Below are 17,092 nucleotides of genomic sequence, written 5' to 3' on the forward strand. Positions count from 1 at the left end.
CGGTCACTTCCCAACGAGGATCACTTCTTCGGCTTGCCCTGCGGCTTCTCGGGTTTTTCCGGCTTTTCCGGTTTGCCGATGAGGTCGTCGGGGTTGTCGATAAGCCCCGCGGCCAGAGGGTCGATTAAAATCTTGCCGCCCTCCAGATCGATTTCGAGTACGGCAGCTTCGGAGAAGGGGATCAGCACGGGGCGCTTGCCCGGTCCCTTCAGTTCCAAAAGGTCGCCGGCGCCGAAATCATAGACGCCGCTGACCGTACCGTAGCCGGTGCCCTCATCGTCTACGGCTTCCAGGCCTTCGAGATCGGTATAGAAGAATTCGTCGTCGTCGAGCTCGTCATCCGGCAGATTGTCGCGCTCGATATAGAGTTCCAGCCCGTTCAGCGCTTCAGCGGCATTGCGGTCGTTGATGCCGCGGAAGCGCACCACGACGACATTCTTGGCTTCGCGGATTTCCAAAACTTCGAAACTGCGGCCATCCATGCTGTGCAGGTGGCCGTAATCGCCGAGCGCGGTCGGATCCGAGGTGTAGGCGCGGGCGCGCACTTCGCCTCTCAAGCCCTGAGCCGCGCCGATAGTGGCCATCAATACCGGGTTTTGCAGTTTCGTCATGGTCTCTTCGCCGATTACCGGAATTATGCAGCAGATCTAAGGTGCTACAGCGATCCCTGCGTGTCAGATGTAACGCGTTGGGCCGTAGTTGCGTTCTCTCATAGGCTGAACGTCAGCCGATGGGAAATGAAAAACGGGCGGCATGTTGCCATGCCGCCCGTTTTTGACAGTCACAAGGACCGATTATTCAGAAGCAGCAGCAGCGGCGTCAGCTGCCTTCTGTGCCTTTTCGGCAGCACGCTCCTGAGCGCGCTTGCCCGGCTTTGCCTTCTCCGGATTGTTCTTGGCGTCGCGCGTTGCGATGCCAGCTTCGGCGAGGAAGCGCAGAACGCGGTCGGTCGGCTGTGCGCCGTGATCGAGCCAATGCTTGATGCGCTCGGCCTTCAGTTCAACGCGCTTAGCGTCGTCCTTGGCGAGCATCGGGTTCCAGGAGCCGAGGGTTTCCAGGAAACGGCCGTCGCGCGGCGAGCGAGCGTCGGCAACAACAACGTGGTAGTACGGGCGCTTCTTGGAACCACCGCGGGCGAGACGAATTTTCAGTGCCATGTTAATTCTCCTTAGGCTTTTCTTGACCGCTTCGTTTGGGCGGCATGTTCGTTTCTATCGTACGTGTCGCAGGCGCTCTCTCGATAAGCCGCTGCACGCATTTCGGGATCACGCCTTCAGATCGGCAGCGATCTGTTCGTGATGCCGGATGACTTCCTTGATGACGAAGTTCAGGAACTTCTCGGCGAAATCCGGGTCCAGATTGGCGTCCTTTGCCAGACGGCGCAGGCGTTCGATCTGGTATTCTTCGCGCGCCGGATCAGCCGGCGGCAGGTCGTACTTGGCCTTCAGCACGCCGACTTCCTTGGTGCAGCGGAAGCGTTCGGCCAGCATGTGCACCAGTGCAGCATCGATATTGTCGATGGACTGGCGATAGTTGCCCAATTGGGCTTTGACGTCTGGATCAATCATGGTGTCAGCGATCCTTTTCACTTCTTCTTAGGCAAACCTGGAAGGCCCGGGAAACCACCGCCGAGGCCGGGGAGCTTGGCGCCGCCCAGACCGGGCAGGCCACCGCCGCCACCGAGGCCCGGCAGGCCGCCGGGACGGCCGAGGCCAGCGGCTTCGGCCTGCTTCTGCAGGGCTTCAAGCTGCTTGGGGTCGATGTTCGACAGGTCGGGCATGCCGCCCATGCCGCCGCCGAGGCCCATCTTGCCGGCAAGGCCGCCCATCAGCTGCTTCATCATGCCGCCTTTGCCCTTGCCGCCCATCATCTTCATCATGTCCGCCATCTGGCGGTGCATCTTCAGAAGCTTGTTGATGTCGGAGGCGTCGGTGCCGGAGCCGCTGGCGATGCGCTTCTTGCGGGAGTGCTTCAAGAGGTCCGGATTGGCGCGCTCCGCCTTAGTCATCGAGGAGATGATGGCGAGCTGGCGCTTGAACAGGCGGTCGTCGAGGCCGGCAGCGGCCATCTTGTCCTTCATGCCCGACATGCCGGGCATCAGGCCCATAATGCCGCCCATGCCGCCCATTTTCTGCATCTGGCCGAGCTGATCGGCCAGGTCGTTCAGATCGAACTTGCCCTTGGCCATCTTGGCAGCCATGGCGGCTGCCTTTTCGGCGTCGATATTCTCGGCGGCCTTTTCGACTAGCGAGACGATGTCGCCCATGCCGAGGATGCGGTCGGCGATACGGCGGGGATGGAATTCTTCCAGCTCGCCCATCTTTTCGCCGACACCGATCAGCTTGATCGGCTTGCCCGTCACCGCGCGCATCGAAAGGGCCGCACCGCCGCGGCCGTCGCCGTCCATACGGGTCAGCACGAGACCGGTGATCCCGACGCGTTCGTCGAAGTTGCGGGCGAGATTGACAGCGTCCTGACCGGTCAAGCTATCGGCGACCAGAAGGATTTCGTGCGGGTTAGACTTCTTCTTGATATCCGCCATCTCGACCATGAGCGGCTCGTCGATATGCGTACGGCCGGCGGTATCGAGGATGACGACGTCATGGCCACCAAGTTTGGCGGCCTGCACGGCGCGTGCGGCAATATCGGTCGGAGACTGGCCAGCGATGACGGGCAGCGTGTCGATGCCGGTCTGGACGCCGAGCTGGCGCAGCTGCTCCTGCGCTGCCGGACGGCGCGTGTCGAGCGAGGCCATCAGGACCTTCTTGCGGTCGCGGCTCGTCAGGCGATTGGCGATCTTTGCCGTGGTGGTGGTCTTACCGGAGCCTTGCAGACCGACCATCATGACGACGACCGGGGCCGGCGCATTGAGATCGATGCCAACGCCTTCGCCGCCGAGCATTTCGATCAGCTCGTCATGGACGATCTTGACGACCATCTGGCCGGGCTTGATCGACTTCAGGATCTCGGCGCCGACGGCCTTTTCGCGGACGCGGTCGGTAAAGGAACGAACGACATCCAGCGCCACGTCGGCTTCCAAAAGCGCGCGGCGAACCTCGCGAAGTGCTGCGGAAACATCGGCTTCCGAAAGCGCGCCGCGGCCTGTCAGTCCATTCAGAATGGAACCAAGACGGTCCTGGAGGTTTTCAAACATCAGTTCTTCCTTATCGATCGCTCGGGATTTGGACCTGGCGCAACCTGCGCGGCTCCTCGCCCGAAAACGTCGTGCTTTTCCATGACGAAAACAAGACGCAAAGCCAAAAAGCACCCGAGGGCGCATCGCGCTGTCGGGTGTTGACCTCCGGGATCTCTTTATACCTTTATGGGTCCCGGTCGGTGGCTCGGAGGCTTGTGCTCGTCGCAGATTGCGGGCGATAAACAGGAAAAGCCCGGCAAAGTCAACCCAAGAGCGGGAAATGCCTGGGATGTCGGGCCGATATCGCTATATGAACATTGTTTTATCGACAATGCCGGCCTCGAAACCCTGTACCGAACCCCGCCATCAGACGATTCCCCGAGATAGTTCCGTATGAATGATGCAGCCCTGACCGATCTTCTTGCCGCCTGTCGCGCTTATGTCGGCGGTCGCGTCGACCCGCGCTTCAATGCGGCGGCGCAGGCCTTTTATGCGGGCGCCAAGGCTCAGCCCAAGATCGTGGCGCGTGCGGCGCGCGAGCTTGGTCGTCTGCCGCCGCCTGGCGCTGCGATCCTTGCCAATATGCTCGGCACAATCCTCGAGAAGGGCGGGGCGGTGGAGCGCAGCGGCGCGGCCGTGTGGGATCTCTATACGACGTGGCTGCCGCAGATCCATCGCGGCTTTGCTGGCCGCAAGGAGCTGAGCCTGCGGCAAAGGCAGCTGCTGGATGCCTTCCAGCTGCTCAGCCAGTCTGCGGTTTCACACCTCTCCGCCATGCCGCAGGAGCGGGCGCTCGCCGCCGGCAACAAGACGCTGATGGCGCAGCTTGCCGAGCTGCAGGACTACACGCCGGGTGCGGCATGGGTTCGCCAGGTGCTCCTCAGCTGCAGCGATGCTCTGCTCGTGCTGCATCTGCCGAGCAAGCAGGGTTTTCGTCTGCGATACGATAATATCGTCAACGGCTTTCATCTGTTCACGCTCATCCAGGCGGCCTTCGGCGAGACATTGCCCGGCGGCCGGGCGCCCAACCGGTTCATTATCGATATGGCGCGCTGCGTGACGGTGGCTGAGGAGGGCAATGACGAGCCCTGGTGGCGCTACGAGACGGTTCGACCGGATGCGTCGGGCCTCGTCGAGATTTCCGGCGAGGCATCCGTTGAGACGATTGCCCGCATCGATGGCCGGCAAGTCATCCTGCTTTCGGCTCCTCGTGAAGGGGCAGCACTTTGGGATACGAGCTTCTTCACCCCGCAGCTTTTCGCCATGCCGGCGAATGTCGTGTTTGAGGAGAGGCTGACGGCGCAAGAAGTGGAGGAATGGCTCGCGAAAGTCGGCGTGCCGATCGGATCGCAGGAAGCCAATACGCCATGACGGGCTCCGGCAAGAAGAACCCGTACTATCAAGGCCCGGTTTCGGACCATTTCGATGGCCGGCACTTTTTCAATCCCGGCGGCATCGCGCCGGGTAACGCGTTCGATCTGCTGAGATGGCAGTTCGCCGGCGGCCGGGTGCGCTGGCCAAATACCGTCATCAGCGCCTTTCCCCCGGCCAAGCCCGACCGGAATGTCTTCGGCGAGCAAATGCGGGTGACCATGGTCGGGCATGCGTCGATGCTGGTGCAGATTGCAGGGCTGAACATTTTGACCGATCCGGTCTGGTCCGAACGGGTCAGCCCCTTCCGTTCCGTTGGGCCGAAGCGCGTGGTGCCGCCCGGCATCCGCTTCGAAGACCTGCCGCATATCGACCTCGTGCTGGTGACGCATAATCACTACGATCATCTCGATCTGGAAACGTTAGCTCGGCTGCACCAGGCGCATCAGCCAAGGATCGTGACGCCGCTCGGCAACGACACGATAATCCGCCATGCCGCTCCCGAAGCCGAGATTACTGTGGTCGACTGGGGCGATCGCATCGGCGTCAAGGCCGGCGTCACCATCGATGTCGAGCCCTGCCATCACTGGTCGGCGCGGGGCATGGGCGACCGGCGCATGGCGCTCTGGGCGGCATTCGTGCTCACCACGCCATCGGGCAAAATTTATCATGTCGGCGACACCGGCTTTCACAATGGCATCAACTATGAAGCCGCCGCCCGCAAGCATGGCGGTTTCCGCCTCGCCATCCTGCCGTTCGGCGCTTACGAGCCGCGCTGGTTCATGAAGGGGCAGCACCAGAATCCGGAAGAGGCGGTGAAGGGCATGAAGCTCTGCAATGCAGCCTATGTCGCCGGGCATCACTTCGCGACCTTCCAGCTGACGGATGAGGGCATCGATGCGCCGGTTCAGGCGTTGGATGCGGCGTTGAAGTCAGAAGGCGTCGAGCCGGACCGGTTTCGTCCACTGAGGGCAGGCGAAGTCTTCGAGGTCCCCGTCGTTTGACCGAGGATGCATGAGGGTAAAAAAGCCGCCCCAAAGGACAGGGCGGCTTTTGCAAAGAGCTTTAGGACAGACAGACTTTACTGCTTGATTTCGGGCTCGACCAGCTTTGCCAGATTTTGCAGCGATTCCTGCCAGCCGAGATAGCAGGCTTCTGGTGGAATGACGTCTGGCACGCCGGCCTGGGTGATGTTCACTTCGGTCCCGACCATGACCTTCTTCAGTGTGACGGTCACTTCCATTTCGCCCGGCAGGTTCGGGTCGTCGAACTTGTCGGTGTAGCGCACCAGCTCGCCCGGGATGAGCTCGCGGAAATCGCCGCCGAAGGAATGGCTTTCGTTTGTCGTGAAATTGCGGAAGGACATTTTGAAGGTGCCGCCGACGCTCGGTTCCAGATGATGCACGGTGCAGGCGAAGCCGTTCGGCGGGAGCCACTTGGCGAGCGCGTCCGCCTCGATGAATGCGCGATAGACCTTCTGCGGACTGGTGGCCAGAACGCGATGCAGGCGTATAGTATTCGGCATGGCTGTGTTCCTTCTGACTGAATTGACGGAGTGGACGAGCCTAGGACGAGTGTGCATTGGGCAATCCGACACGGGGTCGATGCTTTTTTCGAAAAATGTTCGGTCAGCATGAAACCGATGGCAATGACATATGTCGGAAGCCGACGGTTGCCATGCCTCCACGCACAACAATCTCCAATCGGCGCCGTTACCCCTCCTGCGCCTGATGCCGATTGGCGCTTGCCTCCAGTATTCCGTGCCTGTTGCCGTTTGCAACGAAATGTTCCCGCAACCATTTTGCTGCCGGGCCGGCCGGCCGTTGTTTGTGCCAGACAAGCTCGAGGGCGACCGGGTGGGCGCCGCTGTCGAAGAGCGGCCGGGGCGTTGCCAGTTCCGGCGCTAGCGGCGAGTTTGCCAGAATATGCGCCGGAATGAGTGCCCAGCCGATGCCCTGCCGCAAGATTTGAAGAATGACCCAATGGCTCTCGACCCACCAGACCTCGGCGGCAACCCTAACCTGGTGTCTTCTCACGACGTCGCGGCGCTTGGTGACCATGATCTGGCGATGGCGCTTCAGGTCCTCCCAGCTCACGGTACTTTCCGCAAGCGGATGGTCCCGCCCGCAGACCATGATGAGCGGGACCCAGCCGATGGTGACGAAATCGAGCTCGGGCGGGAGCTGCTCTTCCCGCCACATCACCCCGATATCTGCCTCGCCTTCGAGAACCATTCCAGTGATGGCCTGCGAATGGGGAGATAGAAGCTCCAGCTCGACATGCGGAAATCGATCCGCGAAGTCAGCAAAGAGACTGCCGATCGCAGGCTCAGGATAGAATTCGTCGATCGCGACGACCAGACGCGTCTCGATGTGCTCGTCAAAGCTCCTGGCAACGCCGATCAGGTGCTCGCGACGATCCAGGAGCAGCTTGGCCTCGGGGAGCAGTCTCGTTCCTGCTTCGGTCAGGGTCGGGTTTCGTGTCGCGCGGCTGAAGAGCTTGATGCCGAGATCGTCTTCCAGTGAAGAGATCAATAGGCTGACGGCGGACTGCGCCTTGCGCAATCGCCGTGCTGCAGCCGAGAAGGACCCGTTTTCCGCAGCCGCGACGAAAGCTTCCAGTTGCTCCAGCGAAACGTCCATCTATCAGAATTCCAGATAGTTTCTAACTTTATAGCCCCAATCTATCTGATAGAAGGGCGGCCGACAACAAATATAGGAACTTGAAAAATGCGCAGTTTCGGAGATCGTGTTCGGCACGCCGTTCTGTTTGAACTTATCGGCCTGGCCACCTTCACGCCGCTCGCGGCAATCGTCTTCAATCAGCCTATCGCCCATATGGGTGTTATCGGCGTGGTCGGGGCGACCGTGGCGACACTATGGAACTTCATCTACAATCTCGGCTTCGACCGCGCGCTGATGCGTTTGCGCGGCAAGGTCCAGAAGACCATCGGTATCCGGATTATCCACACCGTGCTTTTCGAAGCGGGCCTCGTGGTCATCCTGATCCCGTTCATTGCCTGGTATCTTCAGATCACGCTCTTTGCGGCGCTTCTGATGGATATTGCAGTGGTCACCTTCTATCTGGTCTACGCCTTCGTCTTCAACATCGCCTATGATTGGGCGTTTCCGATCAAGGAAGCGTCTCAAGATGAGCATGCCTTAGCAGCGACTGCCCGATAACTGGATCCAACAACCGAGATTCCGGCGTTGTCGTGCCCAAGTGCCCGACGACGCCAACGCAGCAACGGCCACGCCTCCACCAACACGTTGGCGACGATGCCGTCGCTTCCTGTCTCTCGCCGTGTGACGTCGAGAGACCATCACCCCACTGGTAATTCCCCCGCGTTTCCGCCATATACAGCTCGACAATAGGAATGATCCCATGAGCAATACGGTCGAATTCGCAAGGATGAACGGGCTTGGCAACAAGATCCTGGTCGTCGACATGCGCGGCCGCAAGGATGTGGTGACGGCGGCGGCGGCGATTGCGCTCAATGCCGATCCAGCAACCCAGTTCGACCAGATCATGGCGATCCACGACCCCAAGGTGCAGGGCACCGATGCCTGGATCGACATTCTGAACTGCGATGGCACGAAGGCGCAGGCCTGCGGCAACGGCACGCGTTGCGTCGTGCAGGCGCTGGCGGCCGAAACCGGCAAGAAGGTTTTCACCTTCCAGACTGTCGCCGGCATCCTGAATGCGAGAGAGCACGAAGACGGCACGATTTCGGTCGACATGGGCACGCCCGTCTTTGCCTGGGACAAGATCCCGCTTGCCGAGGAATTCGCCGACACCAGCCGCATCGAACTGCAGATCGGGCCGATCGACAGTCCCGTGCTGCATTCGCCCTCGGTCGCCTCGATGGGTAATCCGCATGCGATCTTCTGGGTGGACAAGGACCCGATGTCCTTCGATCTCGATCGGTTCGGCCCGTTGCTCGAAAACCATCCGATGTTTCCCGAGCGCGCCAATATCACGCTGGCGCAGGTGCTTTCGCCGACGCTTGTGCGCACCCGCACCTGGGAGCGCGGCGCCGGCCTGACGCTTGCCTGCGGTTCGGCGGCTTGCGCCACGGCCGTTAGTGCCGCCCGCACCGGCCGCACCGGCCGAAAGGTGACGATCGACGTCGCCTCCGCGCCGGCACCAGGCAAGCTCACCATCGAATGGGTTGAAAGCAACGATCATGTTGTCATGACGGGGCCTGCCGAATGGGAATGGTCCGGCATGGTCGACCCGGTGACCGGCAGCTTCTCGCGCGATGAAGAGCAGGGGGCTCAGGCGCGGTGAGCGGGGTCGAGGTCATTACCTTCGGCTGTCGCCTCAATACCTACGAATCCGAAGTGATGAGAGCCGAGGCGGAAAAAGCCGGGCTCAACAATGCCATTCTGGTCAATACGTGTGCCGTGACGGGCGAGGCCGTACGTCAGGCGCGTCAGGCCATCCGCCGGGCGCGGCGCGACAATCCGCATGCCCGCATCATCGTGACAGGCTGCGCCGCGCAGACCGAGAAGCAGACCTTCGCCGAAATGGCCGAGGTGGATGCCGTGCTCGGCAACGAGGAGAAGCTGAAGAGCGCCTCATATCGCGCCCTGCCGGATTTTGGCGTTTCGGCGGAAGAGAAGCTGCGCGTCAACGACATCATGAGCGTGCGGGCAACCGCGCCGCAGATGATCCGCCATATCGACGGCCATGTGCGCGCGTTCATCCAGGTGCAGAATGGCTGCGACCATCGCTGCACCTTCTGCATCATTCCCTATGGCCGTGGTAATTCGCGCTCGGTACCGATGGGCGCTGTCGTCGATCAGGCACGCAATCTGGTCGAAAGCGGCTATCGCGAGATCGTGTTGACCGGCGTCGATGCCACGAGCTATGGTGCCGACCTGCCGGGAACGCCGACGCTCGGGCTGCTTGCCAAGACGCTGCTGAAGCAGATCCCGGAAATCCGCCGGCTGCGGCTGTCGTCGATCGACAGCATCGAGGCCGATCAGCATCTGATGGATCTCATTGCTGATGAACCGCGCTTCATGCCGCATCTGCATCTCTCGCTACAGCATGGCGATGACATGATCCTCAAGCGGATGAAGCGGCGACATTCGCGCGCTGACGCTCTCGGCTTCATAGGGGATGTGCGCCGCTTGCGCCCCGAGACGAGTTTTGGCGCCGATATGATCGCCGGCTTTCCGACAGAGACGGAAGAGATGTTCGCAAATGCCGTCGGTCTGGCTGAAGAGGCTGGTATCGCGCATCTGCATGTCTTCCCCTATAGCCCGCGGCCCGGCACGCCGGCGGCCCGCATGCCGCAGCTCGATCGCAGCCTGATCAAGGAACGCGCTGCCCGCCTACGCGAGGCTGGACAAAGATTGCATCAGGCCCATCTGGACAAGATGGTCGGCACGCGGCAATGGCTGCTTGTGGAGAATGGCGGGCTGGCGCATACGGAAAACTTCACGCTTGTCGCCACCCCCGGCCTTCGGCCGCGCGACCTTGTGCAGGTCGCAATCACCGGCCACAATGGCAAGCACCTCGACATGCAACTTCTGGCCGCCGACGCGGCCTAATGCTTCAACGGACACTTCATGGCGCTCGGTTTCATCAAAAAAGTCTTCACCTTCGGCCGCGAAAAGCCGGCCGAGGAGCAGGCGCCTGCGGAGGTTTCGCAGAAGGTTGAGGCGGCTGTTGTCGAGCAGGAGGTAGATGTTTCGCCGGCTTCCGAGTTTGTCGAGCCTGCGTTACCCCCCTCTGTCCCTTCGGGACATCTCCCCCGCGAGGGGGGAGATCGGCTGGAGAGCAACGCGCCGGCTGAACAAGAGCAGCAAGCTGAAGAACACGCAGAGACAGTCTCTTCAAGCGAACCAGAGTTGTCGGAACGGTCTCCTGAAATTCGCGCAACCGAAGCGGAACATGCTGTTGATGCTGAAGTCAATGTAGTTTCGGAAGAGCGCCCCATTGAACTGACCTCCCCCCTTGTGGGGGAGATGTCCGACAGAACAGAGGGGGGTGACGAAGTCTCGGCACCCTCGGAACCTTCGTCGGACAACGAGGAAACCCTAGCTACCCCAGAACTCTCCTCGGAAAACACCGACACCTCAGCAGAAGCCCCCATCCTCCCCAAGGGCTTTTCCACCGCTGCTTCCGTTCCAGCACCGGTTCCTGAAGCACCAAAACAGAAACTCTCCTGGTTCCAGCGCCTGCGCGCCGGGCTTGCGCGCACTTCGTCGCAGCTGACCGGGCAGATCGCCGCGCTTTTCACCAAGCGCAAGCTTGACGACCAGACGCTGCAGGATCTGGAAGATCTGCTGATCCAGGCCGATCTTGGCGTCGAAACGGCGATGCGCGTCACCGATACTCTGGCATCCGAGCGTTACGGCAAGGATGTGACCAGCGAAGACGTCGGCCGCATCATGGCTCAGGAAATCGCCAAGGTGCTGAAGCCGGTCGCAAAGCCCCTGCAGCTCGATCTCAGCCACAAGCCGCATGTCATCCTCGTCGTCGGCGTCAATGGCACCGGCAAGACCACGACGATCGGCAAGCTGGCGGCAAAGCTCTCCGGCGCCGGACTGAAGGTCATGGTCGCCGCAGGCGACACCTTCCGTGCCGCCGCCATCGAGCAATTGAAGATCTGGGCCGAGCGTACGAAATCTGAATTCATCGGCACCAAGCTTGGCGCGGATGCTGCCGGCCTTGCCTTCGATGCCTTCCAGCAGGCGAAGGCCAATAAGAGCGACGTTTTGATCATCGATACGGCCGGCCGTCTGCAAAACAAGGCGGAGCTGATGGCCGAGCTTGAGAAGATCGTGCGTGTGCTCGGCAAGCTCGATCCGGATGCGCCGCATACCGTGCTGCAGACGCTCGATGCCACCACAGGCCAGAACGCGCTGAACCAGGTGGAAATCTTCCGCAATATCGCCGGCGTCAACGGGCTGATCATGACGAAGCTCGACGGCACGGCGCGTGGCGGCATTCTCGTTGCCATCTCGGCCAAGCACAAACTTCCGGTCTATTTCATCGGCGTCGGTGAAGGTGTAGACGATCTTGAGCCATTCGAGGCTGAGGATTTCGCCAATGCCATCGCCGGCACGGGCGCTGGAAACAGCCAATGAACGACAATAATAAGCTTGATGACAGGGAAAGTGCCGCAATGACGACCAGTGACCGCGATCTCGCCCCAAGCGCCGCCGACAAACATCATCCCCTGTTGAAGCTGGTGCTGGAACTCGGGCCTTTGCTGGTGTTCTTCTTCGGCAATTTGCGCGGCGAGTGGCTGGTGCAGCATTTTCCGCAGCTGGCGGCGCTTGGCGGGCCGCTTTTCGTCGCAACTGGCCTGTTCATGGCAGCAACCGTGCTTTCGCTCATCGTTTCGAAGGTCATGCTCGGCCATCTGCCGCTGATGCCCTTCGTATCGGGTATTGTGGTGCTCGTCTTCGGCGCGCTCGGCATCTATCTACAGAACGAAACCTTCATCAAGATGAAGCCGACCATCGTCAACGCGCTGTTCGGCGTCGCGCTGCTCGGCGGTCTCGCCTTCGGCAAGTCGCTGCTCGGTTATGTCTTCAATGCCGCCTTTCAGCTCGATGCCGAAGGCTGGCGCAAGCTAACGCTGCGCTGGGGCATCTTCTTCTTCGTTCTCGCCGTGCTCAACGAAGTCGTCTGGCGCGGTTCGAACTGGTACTACCTGCCCGACGTCAAGGCTGCGGACAGTCTCTGGGTCAACTTCAAGGTCTGGGGAACGATGCCGATCACCATTCTCTTCACCTTGTCGCAGATGCCGCTGATCATGAAGCACACGATCGAGCAGCCGGCGGACAACGGGAAATGAGTCGGGCGGTCGATGACCGAAGCCGCCAGCAGCTGAGCTTCTGGTTCCTCGCCTGCACAATCATCCTGCTCCTACAGATCGTCGCGGAACACATGATGGGCCGTGTGGCGATCTGCACATGCGGCTATGTAAAGCTCTTCGAGCCGATGGTGAACTCAAGCGGCAACTCGCAGCATATCGCCGACTGGTACACCCCGTCGCACATCATTCACGGTTTCCTTTTCTTCGGGCTGACGCATCTGATCATGCGTGGCAAGCCGCTGTCGATGCGGCTCTTCGTTGCCATGCTGATCGAGTCCGGCTGGGAGCTGTTGGAAAACTCCCCAATCATCATCGACCGCTATCGCGCGACAACGATCTCGCTCGACTATGTCGGCGACAGCATTCTCAACTCGGCAATGGATGCCGTGTTCATGGTGGTCGGCTTCCTGTTCGCATGGCGCGCGCCAGTGATGGCGACAGTTGTCATCGCCATCTTCTTCGAGCTGCTCACCGGCTGGCTGATCCGCGACAATCTCACGCTCAATGTGCTGATGCTGGTCTGGCCGGTCGAAGCAATCAAGACCTGGCAGGGCGGGATTTAACGAGTCTTTGAATCCAGTGGCATCGGTTCAAGTCGCTGCCAAAAATCGCCATAAAATTGCATCTACACTTCCCGCTATTGCGCTGGCGCGAAATTGCCCTGGCGTCTGGGATCTTGCGAGGGCATATGTCGAGCATCGCAGTTGCAACTTTATTGGCAGTTATTGCATCCAAGTCGCCGGCAGGTTTTTCCGATGCTGGCCGGCTACTTGCCGATTGCGGCGACTCCCGGCAGTTTGTTTCCGGCTACGTCATTGGCTGGCTGGACAAGTGGAGCCGCGATGAACTTGTTGCTCGTCGCGGGATTGCCGAGTCGATTCCGAATGCCAGAGCGATGACGAACTGGGCATATTTCGGCGATTCTGTTGGCGTAAACATGTGTATTCCACCCCAGATCGATGCCGCAAAGATAAGCGACATGCTCTGTGATTTTCTCAATCGCAATTCGACACTTAAGGACGTTCCGGCGGAAGAAGTCATGAGCACATTCGCCGGATTGAATTTTTTGTGCGACACCAAATAAGCGTTCGTCATCCGAACAGACCGCCGAAAGGAGCTTGCCCTAGGAAGCGGACTTCCCCTGCGCCTTCGCTATGGCTGGATAGAGCCCTTCCTTCAGGCTGGTGGGCGTGAAGGGGCCGACCTGTTTGTAGAGGATCGTGCCATCGGGCGAGACGAGGTAGGATTCCGGAATGCCGTAGACGCCCCAGTCGATGGCGGCGGTGCCGTTGGGGTCGATGCCGATGGCGTTGTAGGGATTGCCGAGTTCGCCAAGGAAACGGAGCGCGTTCTCGCTCGTGTCCTTGTAATTGATCGCCACGATGTTGAGCTGGCCGCTCTTGGCAAGTTCCTTCAGCACCGGATGCTCGTCGCGGCAGGGGATGCACCAGGAAGCAAAAACGTTGACGAGCGTCAGCTTGCCCTTGATGGCATCATCGGTCAGCGCCGGCAGGTTGGAACCTTCGAGTGGGGGCAGAGCCAGTTTCGGCGCTTTCGTACCGATAAGCGCCGAGGGGATGGCAGAAATATCGGTGCCGTGCACTTCCTGATCATACATGACCTTGCCGACGGCAAGAGCGATGCAGGCAAAGACGATCAGCGGAATTAGCGCGAGAAGATAGCGGGCGGTGCCGCTGGATTTCGGCTGATCCTTATTGCCGGCATCGGTAGTCATTTCGTCTCGCTCTCGGGCGCGCGTTGCGAGCGGCGGCGGATTCCGGAGGCTTCCAGCGCGGCGAGTTCGCGGCGGCGCAGGCGCCCGTCGATCCATACCCAGCCAATGATGGCAAGGGTCATGAAGGCGGCAAAGCCATAGGAGCCGTAGACGTAGAAAGGATGTGACATGCTATTCCTCCCGGTTCGCCATGCGCGCGGCGATGCGGCGTTGCGCGGTGATACGGCGGCGCCAGATCTCGTTGCGGATCGCCATCAGATGCAGGGTGAAGAACAGCAGCGTGAAGGCTAGCGCCATAGTGAAAAGCGGCCAGAGGAATTCAGCGTCGATAGCCGGGCCATCCACGCGCATGATGCTTTCCGATTGATGCAGCGTATTCCACCAGTCCACGGAAAACTTGATGATCGGGATATTGATGAAGCCGACCAGCGTCAGGATGGATGCGACGCGGGCAGCCTTGGACGGATCGTCCATGGCGCGATTGAGCGCGATCAGGCCGAGATACATCAGGAACAGGATGAAGACCGAGGTCAGGCGCGCATCCCAAACCCAATAGGTGCCCCACATCGGCTTACCCCAAAGCGAGCCCGTGACCAGCGCGATCAGCGTGAAGGCGGCGCCGAGCGGTGCTGCCGTCTTGCCGGCGACATCGGCGAGCGGATGGCGCCAGACCAGTGTGCCGATCGCCGACATGCTCATGATCGTGTAGCACATCATCGACAGCCAAGCGGCCGGAACGTGAATATACATGATGCGGACGGTATCGCCCTGCTGGTAGTCGCCCGAGGTCGTAAAGGATAGATAGAGGCCGATTGCGAAAAGCACGGCCGAGATGGCCGCCAACCAGGGTATGAGACGCGCCGAAAAGGCCAGAAACCGTGTGGGGTTGGCGAGGTCGGAAAAACGGCTGATCGCAGGGCTGATATCGCTCATGCGGCTTGTTTAACCCGATATGGCTTTTCCGGCAATCGACCGCTTAGCCTCAGATCGACGAAACAGTATCTGCGTTAGAGCCTTTCCGCTTTTCTTCGAAACGCGACAACGCTCTATCCTTTTGTTCTTACGTAATTCCGGACGGAAAACCGCTTCGCACTTTTCCTGGAATTGCTCTGATCAATCAGTCGTGTTCCGCAATGCCAAGGCGGCAGCGGCCGGGCCGAGGACGGCGAAGAACAGTGTGAGCGCGATCAGGATCAGGAATGGCGGCAGGAAGGGCTGCGGTCCTTCGACGGCGGCATAGGTGGCGCTGACGCCGAAGATCAGCACGGGAATGGTGAGCGGCAACACCAGGATGGAGACCAGCAGCCCGCCGCGCGGCAGGGCCACAGCCACGGCAGCTCCCACCGCGCCGATGAAGGTGATCGCCGGAGAGCCGACGAGCAACGTCGCTGCGGTCGCGCCGATCGCCGCCTCGTTCATATTCATAAAGAGACCGAGCAGGGGGGAGGCGATGACGAGCGGCAGGCCGGTCGCCACCCAATGCGCTGCGCATTTGGTGAAAACCGTGAGGACCAGCGGCGTTTCCTGCATGACGAGCAGATCGAGCGAGCCGTCATCGCGCTCGGCCTGGAACAGACGGTCGAGGCCGAGAAGGCTTGCGAGCAGCGCGCCGATCCAGACGATGGCTGGGCCGATGCGCGAGAGAAGTTTTAGGTCCGGGCCGACGCCAAAAGGGATAACGGCGACGACGGTGAGGAAGAAAAGGATGCCGATCAGCGCCCCGCCGCCGGCGCGAACCGAAAGTCTGAGGTCGCGGAGGAAGAGGGCGATCATGGGGTGCGGCTTTCAAAGTGAATCGGGGAATTGCCTTTCGCCTGGCTCCAGGCGGGAGAAGCGTTTGCTTCTCGCCACCCCCCTCTGCCCCTTTGGGGCATCTCCCCCACAAGGGGGGAAATCGGTAGCTCGCTGCTCACTCGGCGCCAAGCACCGACGTTCGATACTCGCAGATCATATCGAGGTTGCTTTGGGCACGCAGCTGCAGCCCACAATCTCCCCCCTTGGGAGGGAGGTGTCTCGGCAGTGACAGAGGGGGGTAACTCACCGCGCAGCGATGAGCTTCTCCGAAGGGACAGAGGAGGGTATCGAAGGTGTGGCGTAGGCAAAAACATAGGACTCACCCCCACATGCCCTCGCTCACACCGGCAAACCCCGTCATCCGCATCTCCTGCACATTCTCCAAGCCAAGCGGTTGGTGCGTTGCAGCGAGAATAATGCCGCCACTCTTCTGATGCGCTGTAATCAGTTTCGCGAAGAGCTGGTCGGCCGAGCTGTCCAGTGCTGCCGTCGGTTCGTCGAGGATCCAGATCGGACGGTAAGCGACCAGAAGCTTGGCAAAAGCGATTCGCCGCTGCTGGCCTGCGGAGAGGTAGCCGAAAGGCAGCTGCATGATGCTGGCGAGCCCGACGGCATCGACAGACTCATCGACATCCAGGCCGCTGCCGCCCGGCATATCGCCGAGGAAGGTCTTCCAGAACGTCAGGTTTTCAGCCACGGTCAGCTCGGATTTCATCGCATTACGGTGGCCGAGATAGTGGCTGGCTTCGCCTGCCGGGCGGGCAGTTTCGCCGTCCTTTCCGGTAAATGTGACGGTGCCTTTATCCTGCCTGAGAAGGCCTGCCACAACGCGCAGAAGTGTCGATTTTCCCGACCCGTTGCGGCCTGTCAGAACGAGGGCATCTCCATCAGCCAAGTTGAAGGAAACATTCAAGAAAATCAGGTCTTCGCCCCGCCTTGCCGCCAGATTTTCAGCGCTTAGATGCATTCGCTCAGGCTTTCCCCGTTTTCGTTGCTGCAACGCGCAAAAAATTGTCAAAATTTGCGCTTTGCCACTCTGGCAAGTCTTTACGAAATTATCTATAAGACCTGCAACCACGCCAGCGGTCGGCGTGAATTTCATCCTTGCGCCGAACATAAGGTTTTCTCCTTACGTGCGGACAGCGGAAATGGCCGTACCCGCATCCTGATGTGCATAAAGTGCATAGGCGTTCGCACGACTGTGTTGGCTATCAGA

General features: G+C 60.4%; 20 protein-coding genes. 9 read left to right on the plus strand and 11 right to left on the minus strand.

The features are described from left to right. Positions 1-20 precede the first annotated feature (20 nt). The 4 genes from rimM to ffh all read right to left on the minus strand — a co-directional run bounded on the left by rimM (position 21) and on the right by ffh (position 3,154). On the minus strand, positions 21-611 hold the full coding sequence (gene rimM / locus QD461_RS05980) for a ribosome maturation factor RimM (RefSeq protein ID WP_414086889.1): 591 nt from the start codon (positions 609-611) through the stop codon (positions 21-23). Between the two features lie 183 nt (positions 612-794). After that, on the minus strand, positions 795-1,157 hold the full coding sequence (gene rpsP, locus QD461_RS05985) for a 30S ribosomal protein S16 (RefSeq protein ID WP_092717295.1): 363 nt from the start codon (positions 1,155-1,157) through the stop codon (positions 795-797). Positions 1,158-1,265: 108 nt separating this feature from the next. Next, a complete protein-coding gene (locus tag QD461_RS05990) occupies positions 1,266-1,568 on the minus strand; it encodes a chorismate mutase (protein WP_004107967.1) in 303 nt (100 codons plus the stop codon). A gap of 17 nt (positions 1,569-1,585) precedes the next feature. Beyond that, on the minus strand, positions 1,586-3,154 hold the full coding sequence (gene ffh, locus QD461_RS05995; protein ID WP_184704371.1) for a signal recognition particle protein: 1,569 nt from the start codon (positions 3,152-3,154) through the stop codon (positions 1,586-1,588). A 375-nt stretch (positions 3,155-3,529) separates the two neighbouring features. Here ffh and QD461_RS06000 point away from each other — a divergent pair, with 375 nt between their 5' ends. Together QD461_RS06000 and QD461_RS06005 are read left to right on the plus strand one after the other, a co-directional pair. Continuing rightward, positions 3,530-4,507: a hypothetical protein gene (locus QD461_RS06000; protein ID WP_414086890.1), complete on the plus strand. Its 978-nt coding sequence runs from the start codon at positions 3,530-3,532 to the stop codon at positions 4,505-4,507. Further along, positions 4,504-5,511 (plus strand): MBL fold metallo-hydrolase, encoded by a 1,008-nt coding sequence (locus tag QD461_RS06005; protein ID WP_414087076.1) that lies wholly within the window; start codon positions 4,504-4,506, stop codon positions 5,509-5,511. Before QD461_RS06000 ends, QD461_RS06005 begins: the two co-directional genes overlap by 4 nt. Positions 5,512-5,588: 77 nt before the next feature. On the opposite strand, the gene QD461_RS06010 is transcribed toward QD461_RS06005, so the two are convergent. Continuing rightward, positions 5,589-6,032 carry an SRPBCC family protein gene (locus QD461_RS06010; RefSeq protein WP_414086891.1) on the minus strand — a complete coding sequence of 148 codons (444 nt, stop codon included), beginning with the start codon at positions 6,030-6,032 and terminating at the stop codon, positions 5,589-5,591. Positions 6,033-6,219: 187 nt separating this feature from the next. Then, the gene (locus QD461_RS06015) at positions 6,220-7,149 is read right to left on the minus strand and encodes a LysR family transcriptional regulator (RefSeq protein WP_414086892.1); all 930 of its coding nucleotides are present in this window, start codon (positions 7,147-7,149) and stop codon (positions 6,220-6,222) included. Between the two features lie 87 nt (positions 7,150-7,236). Here QD461_RS06015 and QD461_RS06020 point away from each other — a divergent pair, with 87 nt between their 5' ends. The 7 genes from QD461_RS06020 (at position 7,237) to QD461_RS06050 (ending at position 13,431) form a co-directional block, all read left to right on the plus strand. Further along, entirely contained in the window at positions 7,237-7,689 is a 453-nt protein-coding gene (locus QD461_RS06020; protein ID WP_414086893.1) for a PACE efflux transporter, read from the plus strand. 202 nt (positions 7,690-7,891) lie between these two features. Then, a complete protein-coding gene (dapF, locus tag QD461_RS06025) occupies positions 7,892-8,797 on the plus strand; it encodes a diaminopimelate epimerase (RefSeq protein WP_414086894.1) in 906 nt (301 codons plus the stop codon). Next, on the plus strand, positions 8,794-10,068 hold the full coding sequence (gene mtaB / locus QD461_RS06030) for a tRNA (N(6)-L-threonylcarbamoyladenosine(37)-C(2))-methylthiotransferase MtaB (protein ID WP_414086895.1): 1,275 nt from the start codon (positions 8,794-8,796) through the stop codon (positions 10,066-10,068). Before dapF ends, mtaB begins: the two co-directional genes overlap by 4 nt. Positions 10,069-10,086: 18 nt before the next feature. Next, positions 10,087-11,610, plus strand: a complete 1,524-nt coding sequence (ftsY, locus tag QD461_RS06035; RefSeq protein WP_414086896.1) for a signal recognition particle-docking protein FtsY — start codon at positions 10,087-10,089, stop codon at positions 11,608-11,610. Then, positions 11,607-12,326, plus strand: a complete 720-nt coding sequence (locus QD461_RS06040; protein WP_414086897.1) for a septation protein A — start codon at positions 11,607-11,609, stop codon at positions 12,324-12,326. Before ftsY ends, QD461_RS06040 begins: the two co-directional genes overlap by 4 nt. Beyond that, a complete protein-coding gene (locus QD461_RS06045) occupies positions 12,323-12,910 on the plus strand; it encodes a DUF2585 domain-containing protein (RefSeq protein WP_414086898.1) in 588 nt (195 codons plus the stop codon). Before QD461_RS06040 ends, QD461_RS06045 begins: the two co-directional genes overlap by 4 nt. Positions 12,911-13,035: 125 nt before the next feature. After that, a complete protein-coding gene (locus QD461_RS06050) occupies positions 13,036-13,431 on the plus strand; it encodes a hypothetical protein (RefSeq protein WP_414086899.1) in 396 nt (131 codons plus the stop codon). Between the two features lie 39 nt (positions 13,432-13,470). On the opposite strand, the gene QD461_RS06055 is transcribed toward QD461_RS06050, so the two are convergent. The 5 genes from QD461_RS06055 to ccmA all read right to left on the minus strand — a co-directional run bounded on the left by QD461_RS06055 (position 13,471) and on the right by ccmA (position 16,843). Further along, positions 13,471-14,082, minus strand: coding sequence for a DsbE family thiol:disulfide interchange protein (locus tag QD461_RS06055; RefSeq protein WP_414086900.1), 612 nt, complete (start codon positions 14,080-14,082; stop codon positions 13,471-13,473). After that, positions 14,079-14,252 (minus strand): heme exporter protein CcmD, encoded by a 174-nt coding sequence (ccmD, locus tag QD461_RS06060; RefSeq protein ID WP_414086901.1) that lies wholly within the window; start codon positions 14,250-14,252, stop codon positions 14,079-14,081. The genes QD461_RS06055 and ccmD overlap by 4 nt, the downstream gene beginning before the upstream one ends. A gap of 1 nt (position 14,253) precedes the next feature. After that, complete coding sequence (locus tag QD461_RS06065) at positions 14,254-15,015, minus strand: heme ABC transporter permease (protein WP_414086902.1); 762 nt, start codon at positions 15,013-15,015, stop codon at positions 14,254-14,256. A gap of 180 nt (positions 15,016-15,195) precedes the next feature. Then, positions 15,196-15,855, minus strand: a complete 660-nt coding sequence (gene ccmB, locus QD461_RS06070) for a heme exporter protein CcmB (protein WP_414086903.1) — start codon at positions 15,853-15,855, stop codon at positions 15,196-15,198. 340 nt (positions 15,856-16,195) lie between these two features. Next, on the minus strand, positions 16,196-16,843 hold the full coding sequence (ccmA, locus tag QD461_RS06075; protein ID WP_414086904.1) for a heme ABC exporter ATP-binding protein CcmA: 648 nt from the start codon (positions 16,841-16,843) through the stop codon (positions 16,196-16,198). Positions 16,844-17,092 lie beyond the last annotated feature (249 nt).

This window comes from Rhizobium sp. BR 314 (assembly GCF_047445805.1).
Lineage (GTDB): Bacteria > Pseudomonadota > Alphaproteobacteria > Rhizobiales > Rhizobiaceae > Rhizobium > Rhizobium lusitanum_B.

Coding starts and splice junctions, on each gene's coding strand:
- ccmB (WP_414086903.1), bottom strand. CDS start 15,855: ATGATCGCCCTCTTCCTCCGCGACCTCAGACTTTCGGTTCGCGCCGGC.
- ftsY (WP_414086896.1), top strand. CDS start 10,087: ATGGCGCTCGGTTTCATCAAAAAAGTCTTCACCTTCGGCCGCGAAAAG.
- QD461_RS06005 (WP_414087076.1), top strand. CDS start 4,504: ATGACGGGCTCCGGCAAGAAGAACCCGTACTATCAAGGCCCGGTTTCG.
- rimM (WP_414086889.1), bottom strand. CDS start 611: ATGACGAAACTGCAAAACCCGGTATTGATGGCCACTATCGGCGCGGCT.
- QD461_RS06010 (WP_414086891.1), bottom strand. CDS start 6,032: ATGCCGAATACTATACGCCTGCATCGCGTTCTGGCCACCAGTCCGCAG.
- ffh (WP_184704371.1), bottom strand. CDS start 3,154: ATGTTTGAAAACCTCCAGGACCGTCTTGGTTCCATTCTGAATGGACTG.
- QD461_RS06050 (WP_414086899.1), top strand. CDS start 13,036: ATGTCGAGCATCGCAGTTGCAACTTTATTGGCAGTTATTGCATCCAAG.
- ccmD (WP_414086901.1), bottom strand. CDS start 14,252: ATGTCACATCCTTTCTACGTCTACGGCTCCTATGGCTTTGCCGCCTTC.
- QD461_RS06000 (WP_414086890.1), top strand. CDS start 3,530: ATGAATGATGCAGCCCTGACCGATCTTCTTGCCGCCTGTCGCGCTTAT.
- QD461_RS06055 (WP_414086900.1), bottom strand. CDS start 14,082: ATGACTACCGATGCCGGCAATAAGGATCAGCCGAAATCCAGCGGCACC.
- QD461_RS06015 (WP_414086892.1), bottom strand. CDS start 7,149: ATGGACGTTTCGCTGGAGCAACTGGAAGCTTTCGTCGCGGCTGCGGAA.
- QD461_RS06045 (WP_414086898.1), top strand. CDS start 12,323: ATGAGTCGGGCGGTCGATGACCGAAGCCGCCAGCAGCTGAGCTTCTGG.
- ccmA (WP_414086904.1), bottom strand. CDS start 16,843: ATGCATCTAAGCGCTGAAAATCTGGCGGCAAGGCGGGGCGAAGACCTG.
- rpsP (WP_092717295.1), bottom strand. CDS start 1,157: ATGGCACTGAAAATTCGTCTCGCCCGCGGTGGTTCCAAGAAGCGCCCG.
- QD461_RS06040 (WP_414086897.1), top strand. CDS start 11,607: ATGAACGACAATAATAAGCTTGATGACAGGGAAAGTGCCGCAATGACG.
- QD461_RS06020 (WP_414086893.1), top strand. CDS start 7,237: ATGCGCAGTTTCGGAGATCGTGTTCGGCACGCCGTTCTGTTTGAACTT.
- dapF (WP_414086894.1), top strand. CDS start 7,892: ATGAGCAATACGGTCGAATTCGCAAGGATGAACGGGCTTGGCAACAAG.
- QD461_RS06065 (WP_414086902.1), bottom strand. CDS start 15,015: ATGAGCGATATCAGCCCTGCGATCAGCCGTTTTTCCGACCTCGCCAAC.
- QD461_RS05990 (WP_004107967.1), bottom strand. CDS start 1,568: ATGATTGATCCAGACGTCAAAGCCCAATTGGGCAACTATCGCCAGTCC.